Origin of the sequence: Burkholderia multivorans ATCC BAA-247 (genome assembly GCF_000959525.1) — a bacterium.
GTDB lineage: Bacteria > Pseudomonadota > Gammaproteobacteria > Burkholderiales > Burkholderiaceae > Burkholderia > Burkholderia multivorans.
In genome coordinates, this window is sequence record NZ_CP009831.1 from 1,138,256 (window position 1) to 1,161,367 (window position 23,112).

The window sequence follows — 23,112 nt, forward strand, 5'->3', positions numbered from 1 at the left end:
CGGAACGGGGATCCGTCGTCACAGATGGGGGACGCCGCGCGACTTTCAACGTGCGAGCGCGCGTCGCCGCCATGCGCTACACGCGATGCAGCCAGCCGAGCCAGTGCTGCAGCAGCGGCGCGCGCGTCCACGCCGACTGCACGAGCCAGAGCGTGCCGCCCCACGCGGCCGCGACGACGATCAGATCGCAGTGGCCGCTGTTCCAGAGATTCAGCGAATGGCGCCGCCAGATCCATGGCACGCCGAGCGGGTTCGGCCAGTCGGCGAGCAGATGCATCAGGCCGCCGCACGCGAAGCCGAACAGCGGCGCGGCCCAAAGCGGATGCGGATGATGCGTGAGTCCGTGCCAGCCGAGCGCGAGCAGCGCGAGCCAGCCGATGCCCCAGTGCGTGACGGTGCGATGCGCGATCCACAGCCGCCGCTTGCGGCTCCACCACGCGAGTTCGAGCCAGTCGGGCGCCGTGCCGCCCGCGACGCCGGCGATGAATGCGGCGACGAGCGAGGTATGCCACGGCCCGGTGGCGCCCGTTTGCGCGACGAGGGCGGCGGCCGCGACGCCCGCCGCGAAGCCGGACGCATGATGCGCGTTGTGCGATGCCATATGAAACTGAAACGAAAGACGAAGAAGCCTGAACGAACGGGAACGGCGGCGCCGCGCCCGGAAAAGCGGGGCGCTATCTTCTCAGATGCGTGCACGCAGCGGGCGATCGGTTGCAGATTTTTTCGTTTCGGCGCGAGGAGGGAACGGCGCGTGCCGTTCATCGCAGAGCGGCTCGCCGCACACACGCCCATGACGATTCGCGGTGCGGCGCGTGTTCGACCCTTTTTGTCCCCCTATACTACGAAACCGGCATATGGCCGCCGGCGCGCCAGCGGCTATAAACGGATCGGGTGCTTTTCCAGCCTGAAGGAGATCCATATGGGGGACATGCAATGACTACGCTGAATCGCTTCAAATCATCCGCCGTCGTGTTCGCGACGGTGGCCGGCATCGGTTTCCTGCCGAACGCACCCGTCTACGCGAAGGGCCCGCAACCCGCGGTGCTGACGAGCTCGGCCGTCGCGGTCGCCGACAAGTACAGCGCGGATGCCGCCGAGCAGATCTTCAAGGAAGGCGGCAACGCGATCGACGCGGCCGTCGCCATCGCATTCACGCTCGCCGTCACGTATCCGGAGGCCGGCAACATCGGCGGCGGCGGCTTCATGACGATCTACAAGGACGGCAAGCCGTACTTCATCGACTACCGCGAACGCGCGCCGCTCGCGGCGACGAAGGACATGTACCTCGACAAGGACGGCAACGTCGTGAAGGGAATGAGCCTCTACGGTCCGCGCGCGGTCGGCGTGCCGGGCACGGTCGCCGGCATGTGGGAAGCGCAGAAGCGCTTCGGCAAGCTGAAGTGGAAGCAGGTGCTCGCGCCGGCGATCCACTACGCGCGCGATGGCTTCATCGTCGACGAGCAGCTCGCGCAGCGCGGCGTCGATGCATCGAAGGAGTTCGGCGGCAAGACGAACTTCGACAAGTACTTCTCGGGGCTGAAGGCCGGTGCGAACTTCAAGCAGCCCGATCTCGCCGCCGTGCTGACGCGCATCGCGAACCAGGGTGCGGAAGGCTTTTACAAGGGCAAGACGGCCGAACTGATCGCCGCATCGATGAAGAGCGGCGACGGCAACGGCCTGATCACGACCGAGGATCTCGCGCAATACCGCGCGGTGTGGCGCGAGCCCGTGCAGGCCAAGTGGAACGGCTACGACGTGATCACCGCGCCGCCGCCGAGCTCGGGCGGGATCGGCCTCGTGCAGCTGCTGAAGATGAAGGCCGATCTGAAGCAGGATTTCGAGGGCGTGACGCTGAATTCGCCGCAATACATCCATCTCGTCGCCGAAATCGAGAAGCGCGTGTTCGCCGATCGCGCGCAGTATCTCGGCGACCCGGACTTCTACAAGGTGCCGGTCGCGCAGCTGACCGACGACGCCTATATCGCGAAGCGCGCTGCCGAAGTCAACCCGAAGGAGCCGTCCGATACGAAGAGCGTGCAGCCGGGCCTCGGCACGACGATGCCGGAGAAGGCCGAGACGACGCACTTCTCCGTCGTCGACAAGTGGGGCAACGCGGTCTCGAACACGTACACGATCAACGGCTATTTCGGGTCGGGCGTGATTGCCGACGGCACGGGCATCGTGCTCAACGACGAGATGGACGACTTCTCCGCGAAGCCCGGCGTCGCGAACATGTTCGGCGTGGTCGGCAGCGACGCGAACGCGATCGAGCCGAAGAAGCGTCCGCTGTCGTCGATGTCGCCGACGATCCTGACGAAGGACGGCAAGGTGTCGCTCGTGATCGGCACGCCGGGCGGCTCGCGGATCTTCACGTCGATCTTCCAGGTGATCAACAACATCTACGACTTCAAGATGCCGTTGAAGGAGGCCGTCGGCGCGATGCGCTTCCATCACCAGCTGCTGCCGCCGAACACGATCTTCTGGGAGCCGTACCACCCGATCGAGGGTGAGCTCGCGAAGCAGCTCGAGGCGCGCGGCTATACGCTGAAGGGACAGGACTTCAGCGGCGATATCCAGGTGATCAAGGTCGACGGAAAGACGCCGGAAGCGGTGGCCGATCCGCGCGGACGCGGCGTGACGCGCATCATCCGGTAACGCACGCCGTCGCGCGGCCGTGCCGTTCGGCGGCCGCGCGGGCGATCGAGACGCCGGGTTCGCGCCCGGCGTTTTCCGTTGTGGACCGGCGCATGCGGCGCGCTGCCGTGCGTGTCGCGCGCGCCGTGCCGGCGCCGGCACGAAGCCGTTTTTCATCAATTTGACGCGCGACGCTGGGATAATGCGGGAGTTTGGCTGCGACCCGATCGAAGGAGGCCCGATGAACGACAACCGCACCGAAACCGACGACCGCTCCGACACGCAATCGCTCGACGCGCGCCGGCGCCGTTTCGAGGAGGATCTCGTCGACGCCTACGACGAAGAGCTCGAGATGGAGCTCGACGATCGCCGCTTCGACGACGGCGACGAGTTGCTGTTCTCGCAGGAGCGCCGCGAGGCACGCAAGCAGTATTTCCGCGAACTGTTCCGCCTGCAGGGCGAGCTCGTGAAGCTGCAGGACTGGGTCGTGAGCACCGGGCATCGGCTCGTCGTGATCTTCGAGGGCCGCGATGCGGCCGGCAAGGGTGGCGTGATCAAGCGCATCACGCAGCGGCTCAATCCGCGCGTCTGCCGCGTGGCCGCGCTGCCCGCCCCGAACAACCGCGAACGGACGCAATGGTATTTCCAGCGCTACGTCGCGCATCTGCCGGCCGGCGGCGAGATCGTGCTGTTCGACCGCAGCTGGTACAACCGCGCGGGCGTCGAACGCGTGATGAATTTCTGTACCGACGACGAATACGAGGAGTTCTTCCGGTCGGTGCCCGAGTTCGAGAAGATGCTCGTGCGCAGCGGCATCCAGATCGTCAAGTACTGGTTCTCGATCACCGACAGCGAGCAGGAACTGCGTTTCCAGAGCCGGATCGAGGATCCGCTGAAGCAGTGGAAGCTGAGCCCGATGGATCTCGAGAGCCGCCGTCGCTGGGAGGCCTACACGGCCGCGAAGGAGGAGATGCTGCAGCGTACGCATATTCCCGAGGCGCCGTGGTGGGTCGTGCAGGCCGTCGACAAGAAGCGCGCGCGGCTCAACTGCATCCATCATCTGCTGAGCCAGGTGCCGTACCACGAAGTGCCGCGGCCGACGATCGAATTGCCGCAGCGCGAGCATCACGAGGATTACATTCGCCGGCCGGTGCCGGACCACATGATCGTGCCGGAAATCTATTGAGCGGCACGGTGGAGCGGCGCGGGCGACCGGCGCGGGCGACCGGCGCGGGCGCGAGGCGTCGGCCGACCGCCATGCGCGGGCGGCGCGACGTATGCCGCATCACGCGGCAGGAAAGCCCGCGCGGCCTTGCGTCAGATCGAACAGCGCTGTCTTCGCGGCCGCTTCGACGGTCGCGGGCAGCCTGATCACGAGCCTGACGGTCATGCCGTACGTACTGTCTGCCAGTTCGTACCCCGCCTGTTCGATCCAGCGGCGCACGCGCGCTTCGTCGGGATAACCGATTTCGACCGTGAGCCGCGTGTGGCGAATCCGTGCGACGCGTTCCGCATCGAGCAGCGCCCCCGCGATCGCGTCCGTGTAGGCGCGCACGAGGCCGCCCGCACCGAGTTTTACGCCGCCGTAGTAGCGCACCACTGCGCCGAGTACGCCGTCGAGGTCGTGATGGCGCAGCACTTCAAGGATCGGCCTGCCCGCGGTGCCCGACGGTTCGCCGTCGTCCGACATCCCCGACTGGCCGCCCGCGAGCAGCGCCCAGCAGACGTGCGTGGCCGTCGGATGCGCGTCGCGCAGCTGCTGCAGCGCCCGCATGGCGGCCTCGCGGTCTTCGACGGGGATCGCGTGTGCGATGAAGCGGCTTTTGCGGATTTCGAGTTCCCGGGTGGTGGCGGCGGCGAGCGAGTAGGGCATGGTCCGGGCTGATGAAATGCGAGAGGAATCCAGAGGCTGAGGTACTGCCGCCGCGATCGATCGTTCGATGTTGATCGGCGTGCAAGCAAGATGGCGATTTTGCTTCGCGGTACCTGGATGGGTCGGAGCTGCGAGAAAACGAAATTCTACCGTGGTGCGTATCGAGGCATGCCGGCGTCCCGCCGGGAAGACGCGAACGAACTGCTGGATGCCGAGACTTCACGGCTTGCGGCCGCGCATGACATCAGCGTGCGCGTACTTGCTCGAATCGAGACGATTCCGGAAGACGACTCGAACGGCAAAGGGCATACGCCGCCAGTGCAGCTTCGCGCGAAGCCGCGAGGGCCACGGCCGATGCAGCGCTTTGGCGGCAGCCCTGACGGATCGGGCATGCGATCGATTGGCACGGATTTACTGTCGCAGCGCAGGCCTGTATCCGGTCGCGAGCGAATAACTGATTGTGATCGAAGGACAGACTGGCATTCCGCGGTGATTCGCATTGACCAGCGCATTTGCGCCCGGCATCGCCAAACCGTGCGAAACGCGGCTTTGCTCGATCGCCGACGAAGCGAGCACTTTTCGATATGTTGTCAACCGTTAAATATCGAAAGAGTGTTGTGTTACAGCGTTGATCTTTTGTAACAGCCCTGTTACAGTTCCGCCGCACCGAATTGCAGCCTATCCAGTCGCAGCGACTGATAATCCGGGCGCCGGCTTCGCATGGACGCGGATTGGAGCCTTTCCGAGAGACGATCGGAAGCGCGACAAATCGACGATGCGAGTCCGGCGATCAATGCGCGACGGGCAAATTTCATGGAAAGTGGAGCGCAACCGGCCGATATGCGGTGGCGCGATATAACAACACTGAAGAGCAACGATCCCAACGAGAACAACAATGGCCGATTTGCATTGGACCATGCCAATCGCCAGATGGACGTCGATTTCGACCGCAGGGGTACCGGGCGTCGAAGCGCTCGATCCGATGGTGCGACGCCGCTTGAGCAGGCTATCGCGTCTCGCGCTTCAGGCAGCCTACGACTGCGCCCGATCCGAAAATCCGCTGCGCATGGTGTTCGCATCGCGCCACGGCGAGCTGGCGCGCACCACCGGCATTCTGGCCGACATCGGCGCCGCGGAACCGGTGTCGCCGACGGCCTTCAGTCTTTCGGTCCTCAACGCCGTGACCGGCGTGTTCGGCATCGCGCGACGCGACCGCTCGGCCGCGACCGCGATTGCGGCCGGGCATGAAACGCTCGGCTACGCGCTGCTCGAAGCCTATTCCCAATACGAAACGTCGCCGGCCTCGCCGGTGCTGCTCGTCTACGCACACGAGCCGGCCGATGCCGTTTACGGCGATGTCGACGACGACGCGCAAAGCGTCGGACTCGCGATTCTGGTCGGCGCCGGCGAGCCGGACGGGCATCTGAGCTGCGAAATGACCGCGGACGTCGCCGCCGACGCACGGGCTGCCGACGACGCCGACACGCAAAGCGCCGCGGTGCTGCGTTGTCTGTCGGCGCACACGACGGCGTCGTGGCGCGGCGAACACGCGGCCTGGCGATGGAGTTGGCATGATCGCGCGGCTTGACTACGGCTGGCGCCTGTTCGCGACCGGCGCGAGTCTCGCTTTTTTCGCGCTGTGCGGATTCGGGTTCTCGTTGCTCGCGATCGTCGCCGCGGCGCTATGGCCGCATCGCCGCTCGCGCCAGCGCGGCGTGACGCTCGTCATCCATTATTTCTTTCGCGCGCTGGTCGCGCTGCTGCAGCGTATCGGCGTGATGAAGGTCGAGCTGACCGGCGTCGAGCGTCTTGCGCGCGGCGGCCCCGCAATCGTTGTCGCCAATCACCCGACCTGGCTCGACGTGATGGTGCTGCTGTCGCTGACGCCGAAGGCGTGCTGCGTCGTCAAGCGCGGCCATTGGGGCAACCCGTGCTTCTGGGGCATCGTGCGCGCCGCCGAATACGTGAGCAATGCCGATGCGGCCGATCTCGTCGAAGCCGGCGCGCGTCAGCTGGCGGCCGGCTACACGATGATCATCTTTCCGGAAGGCACGCGCAGCCCGGGCGGCAATCGCCTGCATGCGTTCTCGCGCGGCTTCGCGCATATGGCCCTGCAGTCGCGCAGCCGGATTCTGCCGGTATTGATCGATTGCGATCCGCCGGTATTCACCAAAACGTTGCGCTGGTATCACGTGCCGTCTCGTGCGTTTCGCATGCGCGTCAATGTACTCGAGCCGATGGATCTGAACCGGCTGGCGTCGAACGCGACGCCGCCGTCGATAGCCGCTCGCAGCATCGCGCGCGAAGTGGAAGTGCACATTACTCAAAGCCTGTTTCAGCATGGATACTTTAAAACTGCAAATTAAGCAGCTTCTGATCGACATGCTCGATCTGAGCGACATGACGGTCGACGACATCGACGACGACGCGCCGCTGTTCTCGACCGACGGCATCGGGCTGGATTCGGTGGATGCGCTCGAAGTCGGCATCATGCTGCGCAAGAAGTTTCACCTGACGATCGCGGCGAACGACGAGCGCACGAAAGCGCACTTCAGATCGGTCAATACGCTGGCGGCATTCATCGCCGAACAGCAGTCTCATCAGGCATCGCACGAAGCCGTGCTGGAAAAGGGGAGTCAATCGTGACGGACGCAGAAATCCTGGAGCGCATCCGCGCGATCTTTCATGAGAATTTCGGGATCGAGCCGGAGCAGGTGAAGCCGGACACGCACCTGTTCGAAGAGCTCGACCTGGACAGCATCGACGCGGTCGATCTGGCCATCAAGCTTCAGGAAATGACGGGCAAGCGGATCAAGCCCGAAGAGTTCAAGTCCGTGCGGACCGTCGGCGACGTCATCGCCGCGGTTCACGCGTTGCTCGCGCGCGCGTGACGATGGCAGCGGCCGGCATGCGGGCGGCGACGGGTGCGGCATGGCCGCGCCGCGCGGGCGTCGCGGCGAGGGTGGCGCTCGCCGTCGCCTATCCGCTCGTCATCCTGTTTGCGTGGCACGGCATGTCGCCGCGTTATGTTGGCTGCCTGCTGGTCGCGCTGCTGTGGCTGCAGCGCACGCTCGGCAAGGGCGCGCTGACGGCGGCGCTCAAACGGCTCACCACGCTCGACTGGTGCGTGGCCGGTGCATTGACCGCGTTGTCGGCCGCGATTGCCGTGACCGATAGCGAACGGCTGCTTCATTTCTATCCCGCCTGCGTCAGTGCCGGCTTGCTCGCTGCGTTCGGCGCGACGCTGCGGCGCGGCCCGACCATGATCGAAAAATTCGCACGGCTGGCCCATCCCGAGCCGGGCCCCGAGATCGTCCGGTATACGCGGCGCGTCACGCAGCTCTGGTGTGTGTTCTTCATCGCAAACGGCGGCTTTTCCGTCTATACGGCGCTGTACTGGAGCAGTGCGTCGTGGGCCCTTTACAACGGGTTGATCGCGTATCTGCTGATCGGCGCGCTGCTGGTCGGCGAGTGGCTGTGGCGAACCTTCGTCGTCGCGGCGATGCGGAAACGGGCGGGTCTCGCATGATCGCGCTGCACGAGATGCTGTGTGCCGACGCCGACAGCGGCGTGGCAGTCTGTCGTGACGGCAACGAGGTGCTGACGCTCGGCGATCTGCGCTTGTGCGCGGATGCCATCGCGCAGGCGGTGGAGGCGTATGGTGCACGACGCGTCGCGATCTGCACAGACGATCCGTACACGTTCGCCTGTGCGCTGTTCGGCGTCGCGGCGGCGCGCGCGGAGGTCGTGATCCCGGCCAGCCATGCGCCCGGTTATCTCGACGATCTGGCCCACGCATACGATCTGATGCTCGACGCGTCGACGCTCGCTACCTGCATGCGCGACGCGAAACCGGCGGCCGCTGCCGTTGCTCGCCCGATCGAGGCCGGCGCCGCTGTGACGCTTTACACGTCGGGCAGCAGCGGCACGGCGAAGCCCGTACGAAAGTCGCTCGCGCAGCTCGATGCCGAGGTGCGCACGCTGCAACGCGAATGGGCGGACAGCGTAGGGACGGCCGTGACGCTGTCGAGCGTCCCCCATCACCACATCTACGGGCTGCTCTTCAGGATTCTGTGGCCGCTCGCGGCCGGTCGCGCGTTCGACCGGATCTCGGTGCTCGAGCCGTTGCAGTTGCAGCAGCGGCTGGCCGCATACGGCGGCGGTATCGTCGTTTCCACGCCGTCGCAGTTGATGCGTTGGCCGTCGTTGCCCGGTTTTCCGATGCAGGCGCCCGCGCCTTGCGCGTTCTTCTCGTCGGGCGGCCCGCTGCCGGCCGACGCGGCGACGGCCTATTCGAAGGCGTTCGGCGCGGCGCCGCTCGAGATCTTCGGCAGCACCGAAACCGGCGGCATCGCCTGGCGGCGCCAGGACGGCTCGGCGGCATGGCAGCCGCTGACGGGCGTCGAGGTGCGCTGCGACGACGACGGCGCGTTGTGCGTTCGCTCCGCTCATCTCGGTCACGATTGCTGGCATCGCACCGACGACACCGCGCGATTCGACGCGCAGGGGCGCTTCGTGCTCGCGGGACGGCGCGATCGCGTCGTCAAGCTGGACGGCAAGCGCGTGTCGCTGCCGGAACTCGAGGCGCGCCTGCTGACGCACGCCTATGTCGCGCAGGCGGCGGCTGTCGTGATCGACGGTGCGACGCGCGCGCATGTGGGCATCGTCGCCGTATTGACGGCGGCGGGGCGCGACGCGCTCGCCGCAGAGGGACGGCTGGCCGTTGCGACGACCTTGCGCCACGCGCTCGGCGCCTATTTCGACGCGGCCGCGTTGCCGCGCCACTGGCGATTCCTGCATGCGATGCCGTTCGATGCGCGCGGCAAACTGCCGGCCGCCGCACTCGCGGCCGCGTTCAGGGCCGCGCCGGAGGGCTTCGAGCTGCTCGCGTCCTGGCAAGCCGACGACGCGTTGCATTACGAACTACGCGTGCCGGCCGCGCTCGCACATTTCGAAGGACACTTTCCGGGGCTGCCGATCCTGCCGGGCGTCGTGCAAATCGACTGGGCGGCGCGCCTTGCGGCTCGCGAGATGCCTGGCGTGCGCGAAGTGCGCGCCATCGAGCACCTGAAGTTCAAGGCGCCCGTGCTGCCGGGCGCCGTGCTCGCGCTGCGCATCGCGCACGATCCCGTACGCGGCCGCGTGCGTTTCGCGTTCCGCTGCGAGGGGCGCGAGTGCACGTCCGGCGCGCTCGTCTACGGTGCGGCTGCGCAATGAACGGCATCTGCATCGTCATTCCGATCTACAACCACCGCGACGCGATCGGTGGCACGTTGGCGCGCCTCGTCGTGCACGGTCTGCCGATCCTCGTGATCGACGACGGCAGCGACGCGCCGACGCAAGCGGTGCTCGCTGCGCTGGCGGCCCGCTACGCGAGCACCGTGACGGTGCTGCGGCTGCCCGTGAACGGGGGAAAGGGCGCGGCCGTCATGGCCGGGCTGCGTGCCGCCCGCGCGCGCGGTTATCGGCACGCGATCCAGATCGATGCCGATGGCCAGCACGATGCGGCGGACGTGACGAAATTCGTCGCGGCCGCGCAGGCCGAGCCCGACGCGGTGATTCTCGGCCGGCCGCGTTTCGACGACAGCGTGCCGAAGGCGCGCCTGTACGGCCGCTATCTCACGCACGTGTGGGTATGGATCGAAACGCTGTCGCTCGACATTCCCGATGCGATGTGCGGATTTCGCCTTTATCCGGTCGATGCCGTCTGCGACGTGATCGACACGGTGTCGATGCCGACGCGGATGGCGTTCGACAGCGAGATCCTGGTCCGTCTCCACTGGCGCGGCCTCGTGTTCAGGACGATCCCGACGCGCGTCGTCTACCCGGAAGACGGTGTATCGCATTTCGACGTCTGGCGCGACAACCTGCGCATCAGCGCAAGTCATACGCGGCTCGTCGCGGGCATGCTGGTACGCGCACCGATACTCGTTGCCCGTCGTCTCGCCGGGCAGCGCGGCGCGTCGCCGGCCGCACGCACGCGCGCGTGGTGGCGCATTCCCGAACGCGGCAGCCGCGTCGGCATGGCGCTGCTCGCGCTCAGCTGTCGCTGGTTCGGTAAAACCTTCACGTCGCTCTGGCTGCATCCGATCGTCGGCTATTTCGTGCTGACGAATCGCGCCGCGCGTACCGCATCGCATGCGTACATCGCGCGGCTTCGCGACGCAGGCGCGACCGCCGTGCCGAAGCCGGGATGGCGCACCGCGTACCGTCACATGCTCGCGTTCGCGCAGGCGGGGTTCGACAAGTTCGTCGCGTGGTCCGGCCGCCTCGACGAGCTCGACGTGCGTTTCGACGATTCGTCCGCATTCGATGCACTGGCGGCGAGCGGACGCGGTGCACTCGTGATCGGCGCGCATCTCGGCAATCTGGAAATGACGCGCGCGCTCGCGCTGCGCGATGCACACACGAAAGTCACGGCGATCGTCTACACCGAGCATGCGAAGCGCTTCACCGGCGTGCTGGCGGGCGCCAACAGCGACTTCGGCAAGCAGCTCGTCGAAGTGTCGGACTTCGGGCCCGATACGGCGATGATGATGCAGTCGCGTATCGACGCCGGCGAGTTGCTCGTCATCGTCGGCGACCGCGTGCCGCCGCACGATGCCGGCAAGACCGTCGATGCGCGCTTTCTCGATGCGACGGCGCCGTTCGCGCAGGGTCCGTACATCCTCGCTCATGCGCTCGGTTGTCCCGTCTACCTGTTCTTCTGCGTGAAGGAAGCGCGCGGCTACCGGCTCTATTTCGAGCCGTTCGCCGAGCGCATCGACTTGCCGCGCCGGGAACGCGCGACACACGTCGCGACATGGGCGCAGCGCTATGCCGCGCGGCTCGAACACTACTGCCGCAAGGCGCCGTACCAATGGTTCAATTTCTTCGATTTCTGGGCGCGGCCCGATGGAGGTCCGCGTGGCCGAACATGACATGAACGACGTCGCCGCAACCGCGGCCGGGAACGCGACGCGGCCGGCCGTCGTGATCGGCGGCCGGCATCTGACGATCGAGGACGTCGTGGCGATCGCTCGCGACGGTGCGCCGGTCGCGCTGAACGCGGACGGCGAATGGCGCGCGCGAATCGAGCGGGGCGCAGCGTGGCTGCGCGACTATCTCGCGAGCGGCGGCACCGTCTACGGCGTGACGACCGGGTACGGCGATGCGTGCGTGGTCGACGTGCCGCGCGCGCTCGTCGATGCGCTGCCGCTGCAACTGACGCGGTATCACGGCTGCGGGATGGGCGACTGGCTCGATGCGACGCAGACGCTGTCCGTCATCGTGGCGCGGCTCAACTCGCTCGCTTTCGGCTATTCGGCCGTGCGCTTCACGTTGCTGGAGCGGCTGGCCGATCTCGTGAACCATCGCATCCTGCCGCGCATTCCGTCGGAAGGGTCGGTCGGCGCGAGCGGCGACCTGACGCCGCTGTCGTATCTCGCCGCGGCGCTCGTGGGCGAGCGTACGGTCGTCTATGACGGCCGCGAGCGGAACGCGAGCGATGTCTGGCGCGCGCTCGATCGCGCGCCGCTGACGCTCGCGCCGAAGGAAGGGCTGGCGCTGATGAACGGCACCGCCGTCATGACCGGGCTGGCATGCCTCGCGTTCGCGCGCGCCGACTATTTGACGCGCGTGGCCGCGCGGCTGACCGCATTGACGACGGTTGCGCTCGACGGCCGCGCCGGGCACTTCGATGCGCGGCTGTTCGATGCGAAGCCGCACGCGGGGCAGGCCGAAGCGGCGGCGTGGATACGCGCCGATCTGGCCGAGCGCGACGAACTGCCCGGACGTCGTCTGCAGGATCGCTATTCGGTCCGATGCGCGCCGCACGTGATCGGCGTGGCGCGCGACGCGCTGTCGTGGATGCGCCGCGATATCGAGAACGAACTGAACAGCGCGAACGACAACCCGCTCGTCGATCCGGACGACGGTTGCGTGCTGCATGGCGGCAATTTCTACGGCGGCCACATCGCGTTCGCGATGGACGCGCTCAAAACCGCGGTGGCCAATCTCGCGGATCTCATGGACCGGCAACTCGCGCTGCTCGTCGACGACAAGTTCAACAACGGGCTGCCGCGCAACCTGACGGGCGCCGCACCCGAGCGCGCGGCGATCAACCACGGTTTCAAGGCGGTGCAGATCTCGTCGTCGGCGTGGACGGCGGAGGCATTGAAACTGACGATGCCGGCGAGCGTGTTCTCGCGCTCGACCGAGTCGCACAATCAGGACAAGGTCAGCATGGGTACGATCGCCGCACGCGACTGCCTGCGTGTGCTGGCGCTGACCGAGCAAGTGGCCGCGGCACACGTGCTCGCGAGCGTGCAGGCCGCGCGTCTGCGGTTGCGCGACGACCCGGATACACAGCTTTCGCCCGCGCTGCGTGCGTTCATCGACGACGTGAGCAGCCAATCGCCGCTCGTGATCGAGGACCGCCCGCTCGAGGCGGAGTTGCGTGCGTTGACCGCACGCATCGCGGCATGCGAGCCGATCGGCGCATCTCGGCGAGGGGGCGCGGCATGAACGCATCCCGTGCGCCGCTGAGCGCGACCGCGCGCGTCGAAGTGCTGTTCCACGATGTCGATGCGATGAACGTCTGCTGGCATGGCCATTACCTGAAGTACTTCGAAAGCAGCCGCGCCGCGCTGCTGCGGATGATCGACTACGACTATCCGGCGATGCTGGCGTCGGGCTACGTCTGGCCGGTCGTGGAGGCCCATCTGAAGTACGTCCGGTCCGCGCATTACGGCCAGCAGCTGGACGTGCGCGCGACGCTGCTCGAGTTCGAGAACCGGTTGAAGATCGGTTACGAAATCGTCGACGCGGCTTCCGGCGAGCGTTTGACGAAGGGCTATACGGTGCAACTGGCGGTCGATGCGGCGACGCGCGAACTGCAGTTCGTGTCGCCGCCGGCGCTGATCGAAAGGGTGCATGCGCAATGGAACTGAATCGGCGCCGCAGACGGTTTGCGACGACGCTGCTGGTCGCGTGCGCGATGTTGGCGGGCGGCGCGGCGACGGCCGCGCCGACGCCTGCACCGGCCACGGCATCGCGGCCCGCGACGACCGCGCTCGTCTCCGAGATCGCCGCGCGGCTCGCGCGGGTCGGCGCGCTTCGCGCGGACTTTCGGCAGACACAAACCTTGCCCGCGATGAAGCGGCCGCTCGTCAGTACGGGGTCGATGCTGTTCGATCGCCGGTCGGGCGTCGTCTGGCGAATCGACACGCCGTACAAGGCGACTTACGTCATCACCGATAGCGGCGTGCGCGAGGTCGGTGCGGACGGGCGTGTCGTCGCGCCCGGCAACGGCGGTCGCGGCGTCGCGCAGGTGTCGCGCATGATGCGTGACATGCTGGGCGGCGACCTGTCGGCGCTGTATTCGCAGTTCGACGTCGACGCGAGCGGCACGCCGGACCAGTGGCGGATGACGTTGCGGCCGAATCAGCCGCAACTGGCGCAGGCGCTGCGTACGCTCGAAATGCGTGGCGGCGCTTATCTCGACCGGCTCGACATGACGTTTAGCAACGGCAACGTGACCGTGCTCGAATTCGAGCGCGCGACGCCCGTCGCCGCGCCCGCCGCCGCCGAGCGCGCGTGGCTGGAGGCGCGGTAATGGACGTGACGCGCGACGTTGCCGGCACGGCGCGCGAACGCGCGCGGCGGCGCCTGCTGTGCGCCGCGTGGCTGCTCGTCACGCTGGCCGCGGTGCTGTACATCGTGTGGCGTTTCGTCAGCGGCCCTGTGCCGCTGCAGACGAACCTGCTCGCGCTGCTGCCGGCCACCGAAGCGAATCCGGTCGCGGAGCGCGCCGTCGACATGCTCGGCGAGGCGCTCGGCAATCGCACCGTCTACCTCGTGTCCGACGCGGACGCGGCGCGCGCGAAGGCCGCCGCGAAGCGGTTCGGCGAGCGGCTCGGCGCCAGCGCTGCGTTCCGTTCGGTGACGGTCGAGGTACCGCCGTTCGACCTGTCGCAGATCGCGGCCACCTACCTGCCGGCCCGCTTCGGTTTGTTGACGGACGCGGATCGCCGATCGCTCGAGCAGCGCGCTGCGCCGCTTGGCGAGCAGCTCGCGCGGCGGCTTTACGCGCCGCCCGGCGACGGCTTGCAGACCGCGGTGGCCGACGATCCATTCGGCTGGCTGCAGCACTGGCTCGGCAAGTTGCCGCTCGCCGCATCCGACCTGTCGCTCGAGGACGGCATGCTGGTGTCGCATCGCGGCGGCGCGACGGGCGTCCTCGTGATGGCGTCGCTGCCGGGCTCGGCGTACGAATCGAAGATTCAGCACGCGGTGCGGGCCGCGACGGCCGATGCGGAGCACGCGCTCGCTGTCGAATTTCGCGGCGTGCGCGTCGACCGTGCCGGCGCCGTGTTCTATGCGGAAGCCGCGCGTGCGAGTGCCGAGCGCGACGTGCACGTGATCGGCGCGGTGTCGCTCGTCGGCATCGCGCTGCTGATGATGAGCGTGTTCCGCTCGCCGCGGCTGCTGATGCTCGCGTTTGCGTCGACCGCATTCGGCATCGTCTGCGCGCTCGCGGCGACGTTGTTCATCTTCGGCAAGCTGCATCTGCTGACGCTGGTGTTCGGCGTGAGCCTGATCGGCGAGGCCGTCGACTATTCGATCCAGTACTTCGTCGCCTACTTGTCGGCGGGGCGGCAATGGGATGCGCGGCGCGGTGCGGCCGCGGTCCGGCCGGCGCTCGCGGTCGCGCTTGCGACGAGCCTGCTCGGTTACGCGATTCTCGCGTGGGTGCCGTTCCCCGCGCTCAAGCAGATCGCGTGCTTCGCGATCGTCGGGATTCTCGCTGCGTTCGCGGCCGTGACCGGCTTTCTGCCGCTCGTGCTCGTGCGCGGACCGCGCCGCGTGCCGTCGGCTATTTTCTCGCGCGCGGCGCGTCTGCTGGCCGGATGGCAATCGCTGCTGACGGGCCGGCGCGCGGCGATCGCGACGGTGCTGGTCGCGTTGATCGCGATCCCCGGCTGGGCCGCGTTGACGAGCGACGACGACGTTCATCTGCTGATCCAGCGCGATCCCGATCTCGCACGCCAGGAAAACGCGATTCGCGCGGCGATCGGGCTCGCGAATACCGCGCAGTTTTTCGTCGTCGAGGGCGCGTCGCAGGAGGCCGTGCTCCAACGCTCGGAGGCGCTGCTCGCCGCGCTCGATCGACACGAGGCCGGCCTCGTGCAATCGATCGCGACGTTCGTGCCGTCGGCTAAGCGCCAGGCGCTCGATCGGACCGTGCTCGGCACGCACGTATTCGCCGACGCCGCCGCGCTGCGTGCCGCGCTGACGCAAGCAGGGTTTCGCGACGATGTCGCCGATGCATGGATTCACGCGTTTTCGCGCGACGCGTCGACGAGGATGACGGTCGACGCGTGGCTGGGGGCACGCTGGTCGGCACCGTTCCGGCATTTGTGGCTCGGCCGCGTCGAAGGCAGCGGCGGTCCGGTCTTCGCGGCACTGGCGATTCCGGAGCGCGTCGACCCGGCGCGGGCGGCGACGTTCGCGACGCTCGCGCGCGAGCTGCCTGGCGTGTCATGGGTCGACAAGGCCGCGAGCGTGTCGAACCTGTTCGGTGCGTATCGCGTCGACAGCGGCCTCTGGCTGGCCGGCGCACTGGTCGTGATCCTCGCGTTGCTCGCGTGGCGCTATGGTCTGCGCGGCGGTATCGCAACGACGCTGCCGGTCGTGTTCGCGATCGCGCTGACGCTGGCGGCGTTCGGCTACGCGCGGGTGCCGCTTACGCTGTTCAACTGGCTCGCGCTGATGCTGGTGCTCGGCGTCGGCGCGAACTACGCCGTGTTCCTGCGCGAAGGATGCACGCGGGACAAGGCCGGCATCGGCGCGGTATGGACCGGCGTGCTGCTCTCGGCCGCGACGACGCTGTTGTCATTCGGCATGCTCGGCGCGAGCACGATGCCCGCGCTGCGCAGCTTCGGCACGACGCTCGCGCTGGGCATTGTTTTTTCGGTGCTGTTCGCACCGCTCGCTACGCCATCGATGAAGGAGCGCCGCGCATGAATTCGACGCGCACGCCGGTCTACCTGTCCGCGCCCGGCATGATCAACGCGCTCGGCGCAACGACCGAGGACATCGTCGCCGCATTGCGCGCCGGCACCGCGCCGGGCATGGGACCGCGCAGCGATGTCGCGGGCGGCGGCTGGGTCGGCCGCGCGGTTTCGACGCTCGACATCGCGCCGCCCGCAACGCTTGCGCACTTCGACTGCCGGAACAACCGGCTGCTGCTCGCGGCGCTCGCGCAGATCCGGCCCGGCATCGACGCCGCGATCGAGCGCTACGGCGCACGGCGGATCGGCGTCGTGATCGGCACGAGCACGTCCGGCATTCAGGCGGCCGAGCATGCGCTCGCGCAGCGCGCCGCGACCGGCGCGATGCCGCCCGGCTTCGACTATCGCCAGATGGAAATCGGCACGGCCGCGCCGTTCGTGCGCGCGGTGCTCGGCGTGACGGGACCTGCCTACACGCTGTCGACGGCCTGTACGTCGAGTGCGAAGGCCTTCGCGGCCGCGCGGCGGCTGTTGCGATTGAAGCTGTGCGACGCGGTCGTCGTCGGCGGCGCGGATTCGCTGTGCGAGCTGACGTTGCAGGGCTTCGCATCGCTCGAATCGGTCAGCCCGACGCGGACCAATCCGATGAGCCGCAACCGCAACGGCATCAATATCGGTGAGGGCGCCGCGCTGTTCCTGATGGGCCGCGACGAAACCGCGGTTCGTCTGGCCGGCGTCGGCGAATCGAGCGATGCGCATCATATCTCGGCGCCCGATCCGGCCGGCCACGGCGCAGAGGACGCGCTGCGCGCGGCGCTCGCCGACGCGGGCGTCGCGTCGTCCGCGATCGGCTACCTGAACCTGCACGCGACGGCGACGCGGCTGAACGACGAGATGGAAGCGAACGTGACGGCGCGCGTGTTCCCGCACGGCGTGCCGGCAAGCGGCACCAAGCCGCTGACGGGGCACATGCTGGGCGCGGCCGGCGCGACGGAGCTCGGCTTCGCGTGGCTCGTGCTGGCACGCGGCATCCCGCTGCCGCGGCACCACTGGGACGGCGAGCACGACGCGGCGTTGCCGGCGCTCGATCTCGTCGACGGCGATCGCCATTTGGGCGGCGATGCAACGGGACGCTACGCGATGAGCAATTCGTTCGCTTTCGGCGGCAGCAATGCCAGCCTGATTCTGGGGGCGTGAGATGCATGCCGGATCGTTGATCGAGGCGCTGCACGGCGGCGCGGACATCCCTGTCGCGGACGTGCGCGATGTATTGCCGCATCGCGGCACGATGCTGCTGCTCGATGCGATCGAGCGCTGCTCGGAAAACGGTATCGAGACACGCGCCGTCGCGCGCAGCGACGCATGGTATGCCGACGGCGACGGCGCGATGCCGGCCTGGATCGGCATCGAACTGATGGCGCAGGCGATCGCCGCACATGTCGGTCTGCTTGCCGCGCATGCGGGCGGTCGCGCGAAACCGGGCGTGCTGCTCGGTGCGAACCGCTATGTCGCGCATCGCGCGCGGTTCGACGCGCAAACGACGCTGCACATCGTCGCGCGAGAACTGCTGCGCGGCGACGCGGGGCACGGTGCGTATGAATGCGCGATTTATGCGGAAGGCGAGTGTTGCGCGGAAGCCGTCGTCAAGGTGTACCAGCCGGACGATTTTCAATCTTTTATCGAAGGGAGCTTCAATTCATGACTCGGCGAGTTCTCGTGACAGGCGCGAGCCGCGGGATCGGCCGCGCCGTGGCGCTGCGCATCGCATCCGACGGCTTCGCGGTGACGGTGCATTGTCGCAGCGCGCGCGACGAGGCGGACGCGGTCGCCGCGACGATTCGCGCCCAGGGCGGCACCGCGAGCGTGCTGCAGTTCGACGTGCGCGATCGCGCGGCATGCCGGCGTGAACTCGAGGCCGACGTCGAAGCGAACGGCGCGTATTACGGCATCGTCTGCAACGCGGGCGTGACGCGGGACGGCGCGTTTCCGGCGCTCTCGGAGGAGGACTGGGACGTCGTGATCGAAACCGGTCTGGACGGGTTCTACAACGTCGTTCATCCGCTGACGATGCCGATGGTGCGACTGCGCAACGGCGGCCGTATCGTCACGATCGCGTCCGTGTCGGGCGTGACGGGCAATCGCGGCCAGGTCAATTACAGCGCCGCGAAGGCCGGCCTGATCGGTGCAACGAAGGCGCTCGCGGTCGAACTGGCGTCGCGAAAGATCACGGTCAATTGCGTCGCGCCAGGCCTCGTCGATACGGGGATGCTCGACGCCGTGCCGCTCGACCATGCATTGAAGGCGGTGCCGATGGGCCGCGTCGGCGAGCCCGACGAGGTCGCGGCGGTGGTCGGTTTCCTGATGTCGGACGCGGCGAGCTACGTCACGCGGCAGGTGATCGGCGTCAACGGCGGGATGGTGTGATGAAGCGAGTCGTGGTGACGGGGATGGGCGGCGTGACCGCCTTCGGTCAGAGCTGGCCCGAAATCGAGGCGCGTCTGCGCGACGGGCGCAATGCCGTGCGGCGGATGCCGGAATGGGACTGCTACGAAGCGCTGCATACGCGGCTCGCGTGTCCGCTGCCGGGCTTCGAGCTGCCGCACGCGTATCCGCGCAAGAAGACGCGTTCGATGGGGCCGGTGTCGATGTATGCGGTCAGGGCGAGCGAGCTTGCGCTGACGGACGCCGGCTTGATCGACGATCCCTCGATCCGCGACGGGCGCATGGGCGTCGCGTACGGATCGTCGTCGGGCTCCGTCGAACCGATCCGCGCATTCGGCACGATGATCGAGACGGGCTCGATGCGCGACGTCACGTCGAACAGCTACGTGCAGATGATGCCGCATACGACGGCCGTCAACGTCAGCCTGTTCTGGGATCTGAAAGGGCGCATCGTGCCGACGTCGTCGGCGTGCGCGTCCGGCAGTCAGGCGATCGGCTACGCGTACGAAGCGATCGCGACGGGCAAGCAGGCGCTGATGCTCGCAGGCGGGGCGGAAGAGTTGTCGGGGCCCGCGGTGGCCGTGTTCGATACGTTGTACGCGACCAGCACGCGCAACGATACGCCGAATCTGACGCCGCGCCCGTTCGATGCCGATCGCGACGGTCTGGTCGTCGGCGAAGGGGCGGCGACGCTCGTGCTGGAAGACTACGACCACGCGATCGCACGCGGCGCGACGATTCATGCGGAGATCGTCGGCTTCGGCTGCAATTCGGATGGCGCGCACATCACGCAGCCGACCGCCGAAACGATGGCCGTCGCGATGCGCGTCGCACTGAACGACGCGCAGCTCGATGCCGATGCGATCGCGTACGTGAATGCGCACGGCACGTCGACCGATCGCGGCGACGTCGCGGAAAGTCATGCGACCGCGTCGGTGTTCGGCGAACGCATGCCGATCAGCTCGCTGAAGAGCTACGTGGGGCACACGCTCGGCGCATGCGGCGCGCTCGAAGCGTGGTGGACGATCGAGATGATGAAGCGCAACTGGTATGTGCCGACGCTCAATCTCGACACGGTCGATCCGGCGTGCGCGCCGCTCGACTATATCGTCGGCGATGCACGCCGCATCGACGCGGAATTCGTGATGAGCAACAACTTCGCGTTCGGCGGCATCAATACGTCGCTGATCTTCCGGCGGATGGCGGCGTGACGGCGTTCGGCAGCGAAGCGTCTCGCGTCGTCGTCACCGGGCTCGGCATCGTGTCGTGCCTCGGCAACACGCTCGACGACGTCGCGGCCGCGCTGCGCGCCGGGCGCTCGGGCGTGCGTCGTATCGAAACGTGGCGACAGCGCGGTTTTCGCAGCCAGGTCGCCGGTGCGGCGTCCGTCGAGGCGACCGAGCCGTTCTCGCGCAAGCACGAGCGCTTCATGGGCGACACCGCGCGCTTCGCGGCGCATGCGGCGGCGTTCGCGCTCGACGATGCGCGCCTCGATGCCGACGCGCTTCGTTCGCCGCGCGCGGGCGCGATCGTCGGCTCGGGCATCGGATCGATGGCCGAATACGACGACGCGATGGCGATCGCGACCCAGCGCGGCCTCGACAAGACGCCGCCCTATGTCGTTCCGAAGGCGATGAGCAGCACGGCGTCGGCGTGCATCGCGCAGCTGTTCGGCATCGGGGGCGTGTCGTATACGCCGGCTTCCGCTTGCACGAGCGGCGCACTCGCGATCGGCCATGCGGCGCAGTTGATTCGCGCCGGCTGTCAGGACGTCGTCCTTGCGGGCGGAAGCGAGGCACTGCACGACAACATGACGCTGATGTTCGACGCGATGGGCGCGTTGTCGAGCGCGTTCAACGACACGCCGGACTGCGCATCGCGGCCGTATGCGCGCGACCGCGACGGCTTCGTGATTGCTTCGGGCGCGGGCATCCTCGTACTCGAATCGCTCGCGCATGCGCGAGCCCGCGGTGCGCGCATCTACGCGGAGATCGCCGGGTTCGGACAGTGCACGGACGATGCCGGCATGGCGACGCCTCACGCGCCGGGCATTGCGCGCGCGATGCGCATCGCGCTCGATGGCGGCGGCCAACGGCCCGACTACGTCAACACGCACGCACCCTCGACGCCGCTCGGCGACGTCGAGGAACTGAAGGCGCTCGGCGACGTGTTCGGCAGCGACGTGCCGGCGTTTTCGTCGACGAAAGGCATGACCGGTCATCCGCTCGGCGCGAGCGGTGCGCACGAAGCGATCTATACGCTCCTGATGATGCGTGACGGTTTCATCGCCGGTACGGCTGTCGGAAGCGACGCCGATCCGGCCGTCGCCGGCATGCCGCTCGTGCGCGACACGCGCGACGGCACGATCGAACGTGCGCTGTCGATTTCGTTCGGATTCGGCGGCAGCTGTGCAAGTGTGTTGTTGGACGCCTGGAAGGGCGATTGAAGTGAACCGACTGAGCTGAGAGGACGATAACAATGAAACACAAACGACATCTGGCCGGGATGTTGGCTGCGGCAGCGCTGCTGACGGGGTGCGGTACCGTGGTCCGCTCGTTGCCGCTGCCCGCTGCGGCAACGGCGCCCGACGCGAGCGGCGTCGCGGTCTATTTCGGCGCGCAGCCGCATCCGGAGGTCAAGACGAGTATCGGGCCGCGCGCCGAGTCGGTGCGCGTCCAGCGCGGCACGCACGCGGAGCAGCAGACGTGCGAGCAGGCGCTGACCGAAGCGCTGAATCGCCTTCGCACGTATGCGAAGAATCATGGCGGCAATGCGGTCATCAACGTGACGACGCGGTTCCACAGCCAGCGTTCCGATTCGACGACCGAATACACCTGCGGCGTGAGCGGCGGCGCGGGCGCAATTGCCGTGTCGGGCGACGTCGTTCAACTGAACGCGCAATGACGGAGGAACGGATGAAATACGGTATGGCACTGGCGCTGGTCGGCGCGATCCTGACATCTTCGGCGGCCTATGCACGGGACACGATCGACAACTATCCGATCGAGTCCGCGCTGAAGAGCGACGAGGGCAAGCTCGACGATGGCGTCGCGCTCTATTTCGGCGATCAGCCGCACCCGCGTGTGCTCAAGTCGTACGGCACGTTTGCGACCAACAAGAAGACGAACGCGTTCGGCAAGAGCGACGAGGCGGCGTGCCGGCACGTGTTTCTGTCGGCCGTGCTCGAACTCCAGGCGCGTGCGCGCAAGGAGGGCGGCAATGCCGTCGTCGGCATCAAGAGCAACTACCGCAACGTGTTGCGCTCGAGCGAAACCGAATACACGTGCGGCGCCGGCGCCGTCATGGCCGGTGCGGCGCTGACCGGCGAGGTCGTGACGCTGAAACGCTGACCGGCAGCGCGCGGAAGGGGCCGCCGCACGGCGGCCTCGCCCATTCAGGCCGGCTTGCGCGCGGCGACGTTGACCAGCGTCTCGCGCCGCTTGCCGGGCTTCGGCGTATAGAGGCCGATGCGCTCGAGGAGCCCGAAGTCCTTCGCGCGGCTCCACCACAGGTACGGGAACGACACGTTGCGGGATTCGAACGCGAAGCCCGCATGACGCAGCATCGCCAGATAGCCGTCGGCGCTTTTCTGCACTTCCATCGGATGACGGAACAATAGCCTGATCACCCACGACTTGATGTACGCGTCGGTGGACTCCGCGAACAGCAGCAGTCCGCCCGGCTTCAGCACGCGGCGAAACTCGGCCAGCGCGCGGTCCTGATCGACGAGATGGTGGAAGGTCTGATGGCAGAACACGATGTCGACGCTCGAATCGGCGAGCGGAATGCGCGTGCAGTCCGCGTGATGCAGCTCGACCGGCGCAGCGCAACGATGCGCTTCCTGCGATGCATGCGCGAGCGAGTCGGCGTGGCAATCGATCCCGATGATTTTCCTGGGCGAGAACGCTTCGCTCAGCAGACGGAACGACTTGCCCTGACCGCAGCCGGCATCGAGGATCACCGCCGCGGGCGGAGGCGGCGCCGCGATCAGCTGCTTCAGATCGTCGATGGCGACCCTGAGCACATGATGCTCCCAGGTATGCGTGCGGAGAAACCAGACGCCGAAGCGGGTTTCGGGAACATAGGCGGGAGCGTGCGTGCGGTAGGACGTCATGGTCTCTCGTTGGAATGTTGGATTTGTTGAGCGCCTATTGTAGTTTGCAACGCCGG

At 67.5% G+C, this 23,112-nt stretch carries 24 protein-coding genes; 21 read left to right on the forward strand and 3 right to left on the reverse strand.

The window, feature by feature from the left end; all coding sequences use genetic code 11:
• Positions 1-76 precede the first annotated feature (76 nt).
• Positions 77-601, reverse strand: a complete 525-nt coding sequence (locus NP80_RS07335) for a metal-dependent hydrolase (RefSeq protein WP_006403751.1) — start codon at positions 599-601, stop codon at positions 77-79.
• Here NP80_RS07335 and NP80_RS30700 point away from each other — a divergent pair, their 5' ends adjacent.
• The 3 genes from NP80_RS30700 (at position 602) to ppk2 (ending at position 3,820) form a co-directional block, all read left to right on the forward strand.
• Positions 602-937 carry a hypothetical protein gene (locus tag NP80_RS30700; protein ID WP_140401779.1) on the forward strand — a complete coding sequence of 112 codons (336 nt, stop codon included), beginning with the start codon at positions 602-604 and terminating at the stop codon, positions 935-937.
• Positions 934-2,655 carry a gamma-glutamyltransferase gene (gene ggt / locus NP80_RS07340; RefSeq protein WP_006403750.1) on the forward strand — a complete coding sequence of 574 codons (1,722 nt, stop codon included), beginning with the start codon at positions 934-936 and terminating at the stop codon, positions 2,653-2,655. The genes NP80_RS30700 and ggt overlap by 4 nt, the downstream gene beginning before the upstream one ends.
• A 220-nt stretch (positions 2,656-2,875) precedes the next feature.
• Positions 2,876-3,820: a polyphosphate kinase 2 gene (gene ppk2 / locus NP80_RS07345; RefSeq protein WP_006402457.1), complete on the forward strand. Its 945-nt coding sequence runs from the start codon at positions 2,876-2,878 to the stop codon at positions 3,818-3,820.
• Between the two features lie 99 nt (positions 3,821-3,919).
• On the opposite strand, the gene NP80_RS07350 is transcribed toward ppk2, so the two are convergent.
• Entirely contained in the window at positions 3,920-4,507 is a 588-nt protein-coding gene (locus tag NP80_RS07350) for an IMPACT family protein (RefSeq protein WP_006410246.1), read from the reverse strand.
• A gap of 895 nt (positions 4,508-5,402) precedes the next feature.
• On the opposite strand from NP80_RS07350, the gene NP80_RS07355 reads away from it, so the two are divergent.
• The 18 genes from NP80_RS07355 to NP80_RS07440 are packed head-to-tail and all read left to right on the forward strand — an operon-like array spanning position 5,403 to position 22,292.
• Complete coding sequence (locus tag NP80_RS07355) at positions 5,403-6,095, forward strand: beta-ketoacyl synthase chain length factor (RefSeq protein WP_006403747.1); 693 nt, start codon at positions 5,403-5,405, stop codon at positions 6,093-6,095.
• On the forward strand, positions 6,079-6,873 hold the full coding sequence (locus NP80_RS07360; protein ID WP_006402451.1) for a lysophospholipid acyltransferase family protein: 795 nt from the start codon (positions 6,079-6,081) through the stop codon (positions 6,871-6,873). The genes NP80_RS07355 and NP80_RS07360 overlap by 17 nt, the downstream gene beginning before the upstream one ends.
• Positions 6,848-7,153: a phosphopantetheine-binding protein gene (locus NP80_RS07365; protein ID WP_006402450.1), complete on the forward strand. Its 306-nt coding sequence runs from the start codon at positions 6,848-6,850 to the stop codon at positions 7,151-7,153. Before NP80_RS07360 ends, NP80_RS07365 begins: the two co-directional genes overlap by 26 nt.
• Complete coding sequence (locus tag NP80_RS07370) at positions 7,150-7,398, forward strand: acyl carrier protein (RefSeq protein ID WP_006402449.1); 249 nt, start codon at positions 7,150-7,152, stop codon at positions 7,396-7,398. The genes NP80_RS07365 and NP80_RS07370 overlap by 4 nt, the downstream gene beginning before the upstream one ends.
• Before the next feature lie 2 nt (positions 7,399-7,400).
• Positions 7,401-8,036: a COG4648 family protein gene (locus NP80_RS07375; protein WP_006403745.1), complete on the forward strand. Its 636-nt coding sequence runs from the start codon at positions 7,401-7,403 to the stop codon at positions 8,034-8,036.
• Positions 8,033-9,724, forward strand: a complete 1,692-nt coding sequence (locus NP80_RS07380; protein WP_006410245.1) for an ApeI family dehydratase — start codon at positions 8,033-8,035, stop codon at positions 9,722-9,724. Before NP80_RS07375 ends, NP80_RS07380 begins: the two co-directional genes overlap by 4 nt.
• A complete protein-coding gene (locus NP80_RS07385) occupies positions 9,721-11,427 on the forward strand; it encodes a glycosyltransferase family 2 protein (RefSeq protein ID WP_006410248.1) in 1,707 nt (568 codons plus the stop codon). The genes NP80_RS07380 and NP80_RS07385 overlap by 4 nt, the downstream gene beginning before the upstream one ends.
• Positions 11,414-13,012: an HAL/PAL/TAL family ammonia-lyase gene (locus tag NP80_RS07390; protein WP_035946905.1), complete on the forward strand. Its 1,599-nt coding sequence runs from the start codon at positions 11,414-11,416 to the stop codon at positions 13,010-13,012. The genes NP80_RS07385 and NP80_RS07390 overlap by 14 nt, the downstream gene beginning before the upstream one ends.
• Positions 13,009-13,437 (forward strand): acyl-CoA thioesterase, encoded by a 429-nt coding sequence (locus tag NP80_RS07395; RefSeq protein WP_006403741.1) that lies wholly within the window; start codon positions 13,009-13,011, stop codon positions 13,435-13,437. The genes NP80_RS07390 and NP80_RS07395 overlap by 4 nt, the downstream gene beginning before the upstream one ends.
• Complete coding sequence (locus tag NP80_RS07400) at positions 13,428-14,102, forward strand: outer membrane lipoprotein carrier protein LolA (RefSeq protein ID WP_006403740.1); 675 nt, start codon at positions 13,428-13,430, stop codon at positions 14,100-14,102. The genes NP80_RS07395 and NP80_RS07400 overlap by 10 nt, the downstream gene beginning before the upstream one ends.
• Complete coding sequence (locus NP80_RS07405; RefSeq protein ID WP_045593308.1) at positions 14,102-16,513, forward strand: MMPL family transporter; 2,412 nt, start codon at positions 14,102-14,104, stop codon at positions 16,511-16,513. The genes NP80_RS07400 and NP80_RS07405 overlap by 1 nt, the downstream gene beginning before the upstream one ends.
• The gene (locus NP80_RS07410; RefSeq protein ID WP_006403738.1) at positions 16,510-17,697 is read left to right on the forward strand and encodes a beta-ketoacyl-[acyl-carrier-protein] synthase family protein; all 1,188 of its coding nucleotides are present in this window, start codon (positions 16,510-16,512) and stop codon (positions 17,695-17,697) included. Before NP80_RS07405 ends, NP80_RS07410 begins: the two co-directional genes overlap by 4 nt.
• A 1-nt stretch (position 17,698) precedes the next feature.
• The gene (locus NP80_RS07415; protein ID WP_035946987.1) at positions 17,699-18,202 is read left to right on the forward strand and encodes a hotdog family protein; all 504 of its coding nucleotides are present in this window, start codon (positions 17,699-17,701) and stop codon (positions 18,200-18,202) included.
• Positions 18,199-18,924, forward strand: coding sequence for a 3-ketoacyl-ACP reductase FabG2 (locus NP80_RS07420; RefSeq protein WP_006403736.1), 726 nt, complete (start codon positions 18,199-18,201; stop codon positions 18,922-18,924). Before NP80_RS07415 ends, NP80_RS07420 begins: the two co-directional genes overlap by 4 nt.
• Positions 18,924-20,153: a beta-ketoacyl-ACP synthase gene (locus tag NP80_RS07425; protein ID WP_035946989.1), complete on the forward strand. Its 1,230-nt coding sequence runs from the start codon at positions 18,924-18,926 to the stop codon at positions 20,151-20,153. Before NP80_RS07420 ends, NP80_RS07425 begins: the two co-directional genes overlap by 1 nt.
• Positions 20,150-21,388, forward strand: coding sequence for a beta-ketoacyl synthase N-terminal-like domain-containing protein (locus tag NP80_RS07430; RefSeq protein ID WP_006403734.1), 1,239 nt, complete (start codon positions 20,150-20,152; stop codon positions 21,386-21,388). Before NP80_RS07425 ends, NP80_RS07430 begins: the two co-directional genes overlap by 4 nt.
• Before the next feature lie 32 nt (positions 21,389-21,420).
• On the forward strand, positions 21,421-21,846 hold the full coding sequence (locus NP80_RS07435) for a YbjQ family protein (protein WP_006410315.1): 426 nt from the start codon (positions 21,421-21,423) through the stop codon (positions 21,844-21,846).
• A gap of 11 nt (positions 21,847-21,857) precedes the next feature.
• Complete coding sequence (locus NP80_RS07440; RefSeq protein WP_035947002.1) at positions 21,858-22,292, forward strand: excinuclease ABC subunit A; 435 nt, start codon at positions 21,858-21,860, stop codon at positions 22,290-22,292.
• Between the two features lie 44 nt (positions 22,293-22,336).
• Here the strand turns inward: NP80_RS07440 and NP80_RS07445 are convergent, their stop codons facing one another.
• Positions 22,337-23,056 carry a class I SAM-dependent methyltransferase gene (locus NP80_RS07445; RefSeq protein ID WP_006403731.1) on the reverse strand — a complete coding sequence of 240 codons (720 nt, stop codon included), beginning with the start codon at positions 23,054-23,056 and terminating at the stop codon, positions 22,337-22,339.
• Positions 23,057-23,112 lie beyond the last annotated feature (56 nt).

Coding starts and splice junctions, on each gene's coding strand:
- NP80_RS07335 (WP_006403751.1), bottom strand. CDS start 601: ATGGCATCGCACAACGCGCATCATGCGTCCGGCTTCGCGGCGGGCGTC.
- NP80_RS30700 (WP_140401779.1), top strand. CDS start 602: ATGAAACTGAAACGAAAGACGAAGAAGCCTGAACGAACGGGAACGGCG.
- ggt (WP_006403750.1), top strand. CDS start 934: ATGACTACGCTGAATCGCTTCAAATCATCCGCCGTCGTGTTCGCGACG.
- ppk2 (WP_006402457.1), top strand. CDS start 2,876: ATGAACGACAACCGCACCGAAACCGACGACCGCTCCGACACGCAATCG.
- NP80_RS07350 (WP_006410246.1), bottom strand. CDS start 4,507: ATGCCCTACTCGCTCGCCGCCGCCACCACCCGGGAACTCGAAATCCGC.
- NP80_RS07355 (WP_006403747.1), top strand. CDS start 5,403: ATGGCCGATTTGCATTGGACCATGCCAATCGCCAGATGGACGTCGATT.
- NP80_RS07360 (WP_006402451.1), top strand. CDS start 6,079: ATGATCGCGCGGCTTGACTACGGCTGGCGCCTGTTCGCGACCGGCGCG.
- NP80_RS07365 (WP_006402450.1), top strand. CDS start 6,848: ATGGATACTTTAAAACTGCAAATTAAGCAGCTTCTGATCGACATGCTC.
- NP80_RS07375 (WP_006403745.1), top strand. CDS start 7,401: ATGGCAGCGGCCGGCATGCGGGCGGCGACGGGTGCGGCATGGCCGCGC.
- NP80_RS07380 (WP_006410245.1), top strand. CDS start 8,033: ATGATCGCGCTGCACGAGATGCTGTGTGCCGACGCCGACAGCGGCGTG.
- NP80_RS07385 (WP_006410248.1), top strand. CDS start 9,721: ATGAACGGCATCTGCATCGTCATTCCGATCTACAACCACCGCGACGCG.
- NP80_RS07395 (WP_006403741.1), top strand. CDS start 13,009: ATGAACGCATCCCGTGCGCCGCTGAGCGCGACCGCGCGCGTCGAAGTG.
- NP80_RS07400 (WP_006403740.1), top strand. CDS start 13,428: ATGGAACTGAATCGGCGCCGCAGACGGTTTGCGACGACGCTGCTGGTC.
- NP80_RS07405 (WP_045593308.1), top strand. CDS start 14,102: ATGGACGTGACGCGCGACGTTGCCGGCACGGCGCGCGAACGCGCGCGG.
- NP80_RS07410 (WP_006403738.1), top strand. CDS start 16,510: ATGAATTCGACGCGCACGCCGGTCTACCTGTCCGCGCCCGGCATGATC.
- NP80_RS07415 (WP_035946987.1), top strand. CDS start 17,699: ATGCATGCCGGATCGTTGATCGAGGCGCTGCACGGCGGCGCGGACATC.
- NP80_RS07420 (WP_006403736.1), top strand. CDS start 18,199: ATGACTCGGCGAGTTCTCGTGACAGGCGCGAGCCGCGGGATCGGCCGC.
- NP80_RS07425 (WP_035946989.1), top strand. CDS start 18,924: ATGAAGCGAGTCGTGGTGACGGGGATGGGCGGCGTGACCGCCTTCGGT.
- NP80_RS07435 (WP_006410315.1), top strand. CDS start 21,421: ATGAAACACAAACGACATCTGGCCGGGATGTTGGCTGCGGCAGCGCTG.
- NP80_RS07440 (WP_035947002.1), top strand. CDS start 21,858: ATGAAATACGGTATGGCACTGGCGCTGGTCGGCGCGATCCTGACATCT.
- NP80_RS07445 (WP_006403731.1), bottom strand. CDS start 23,056: ATGACGTCCTACCGCACGCACGCTCCCGCCTATGTTCCCGAAACCCGC.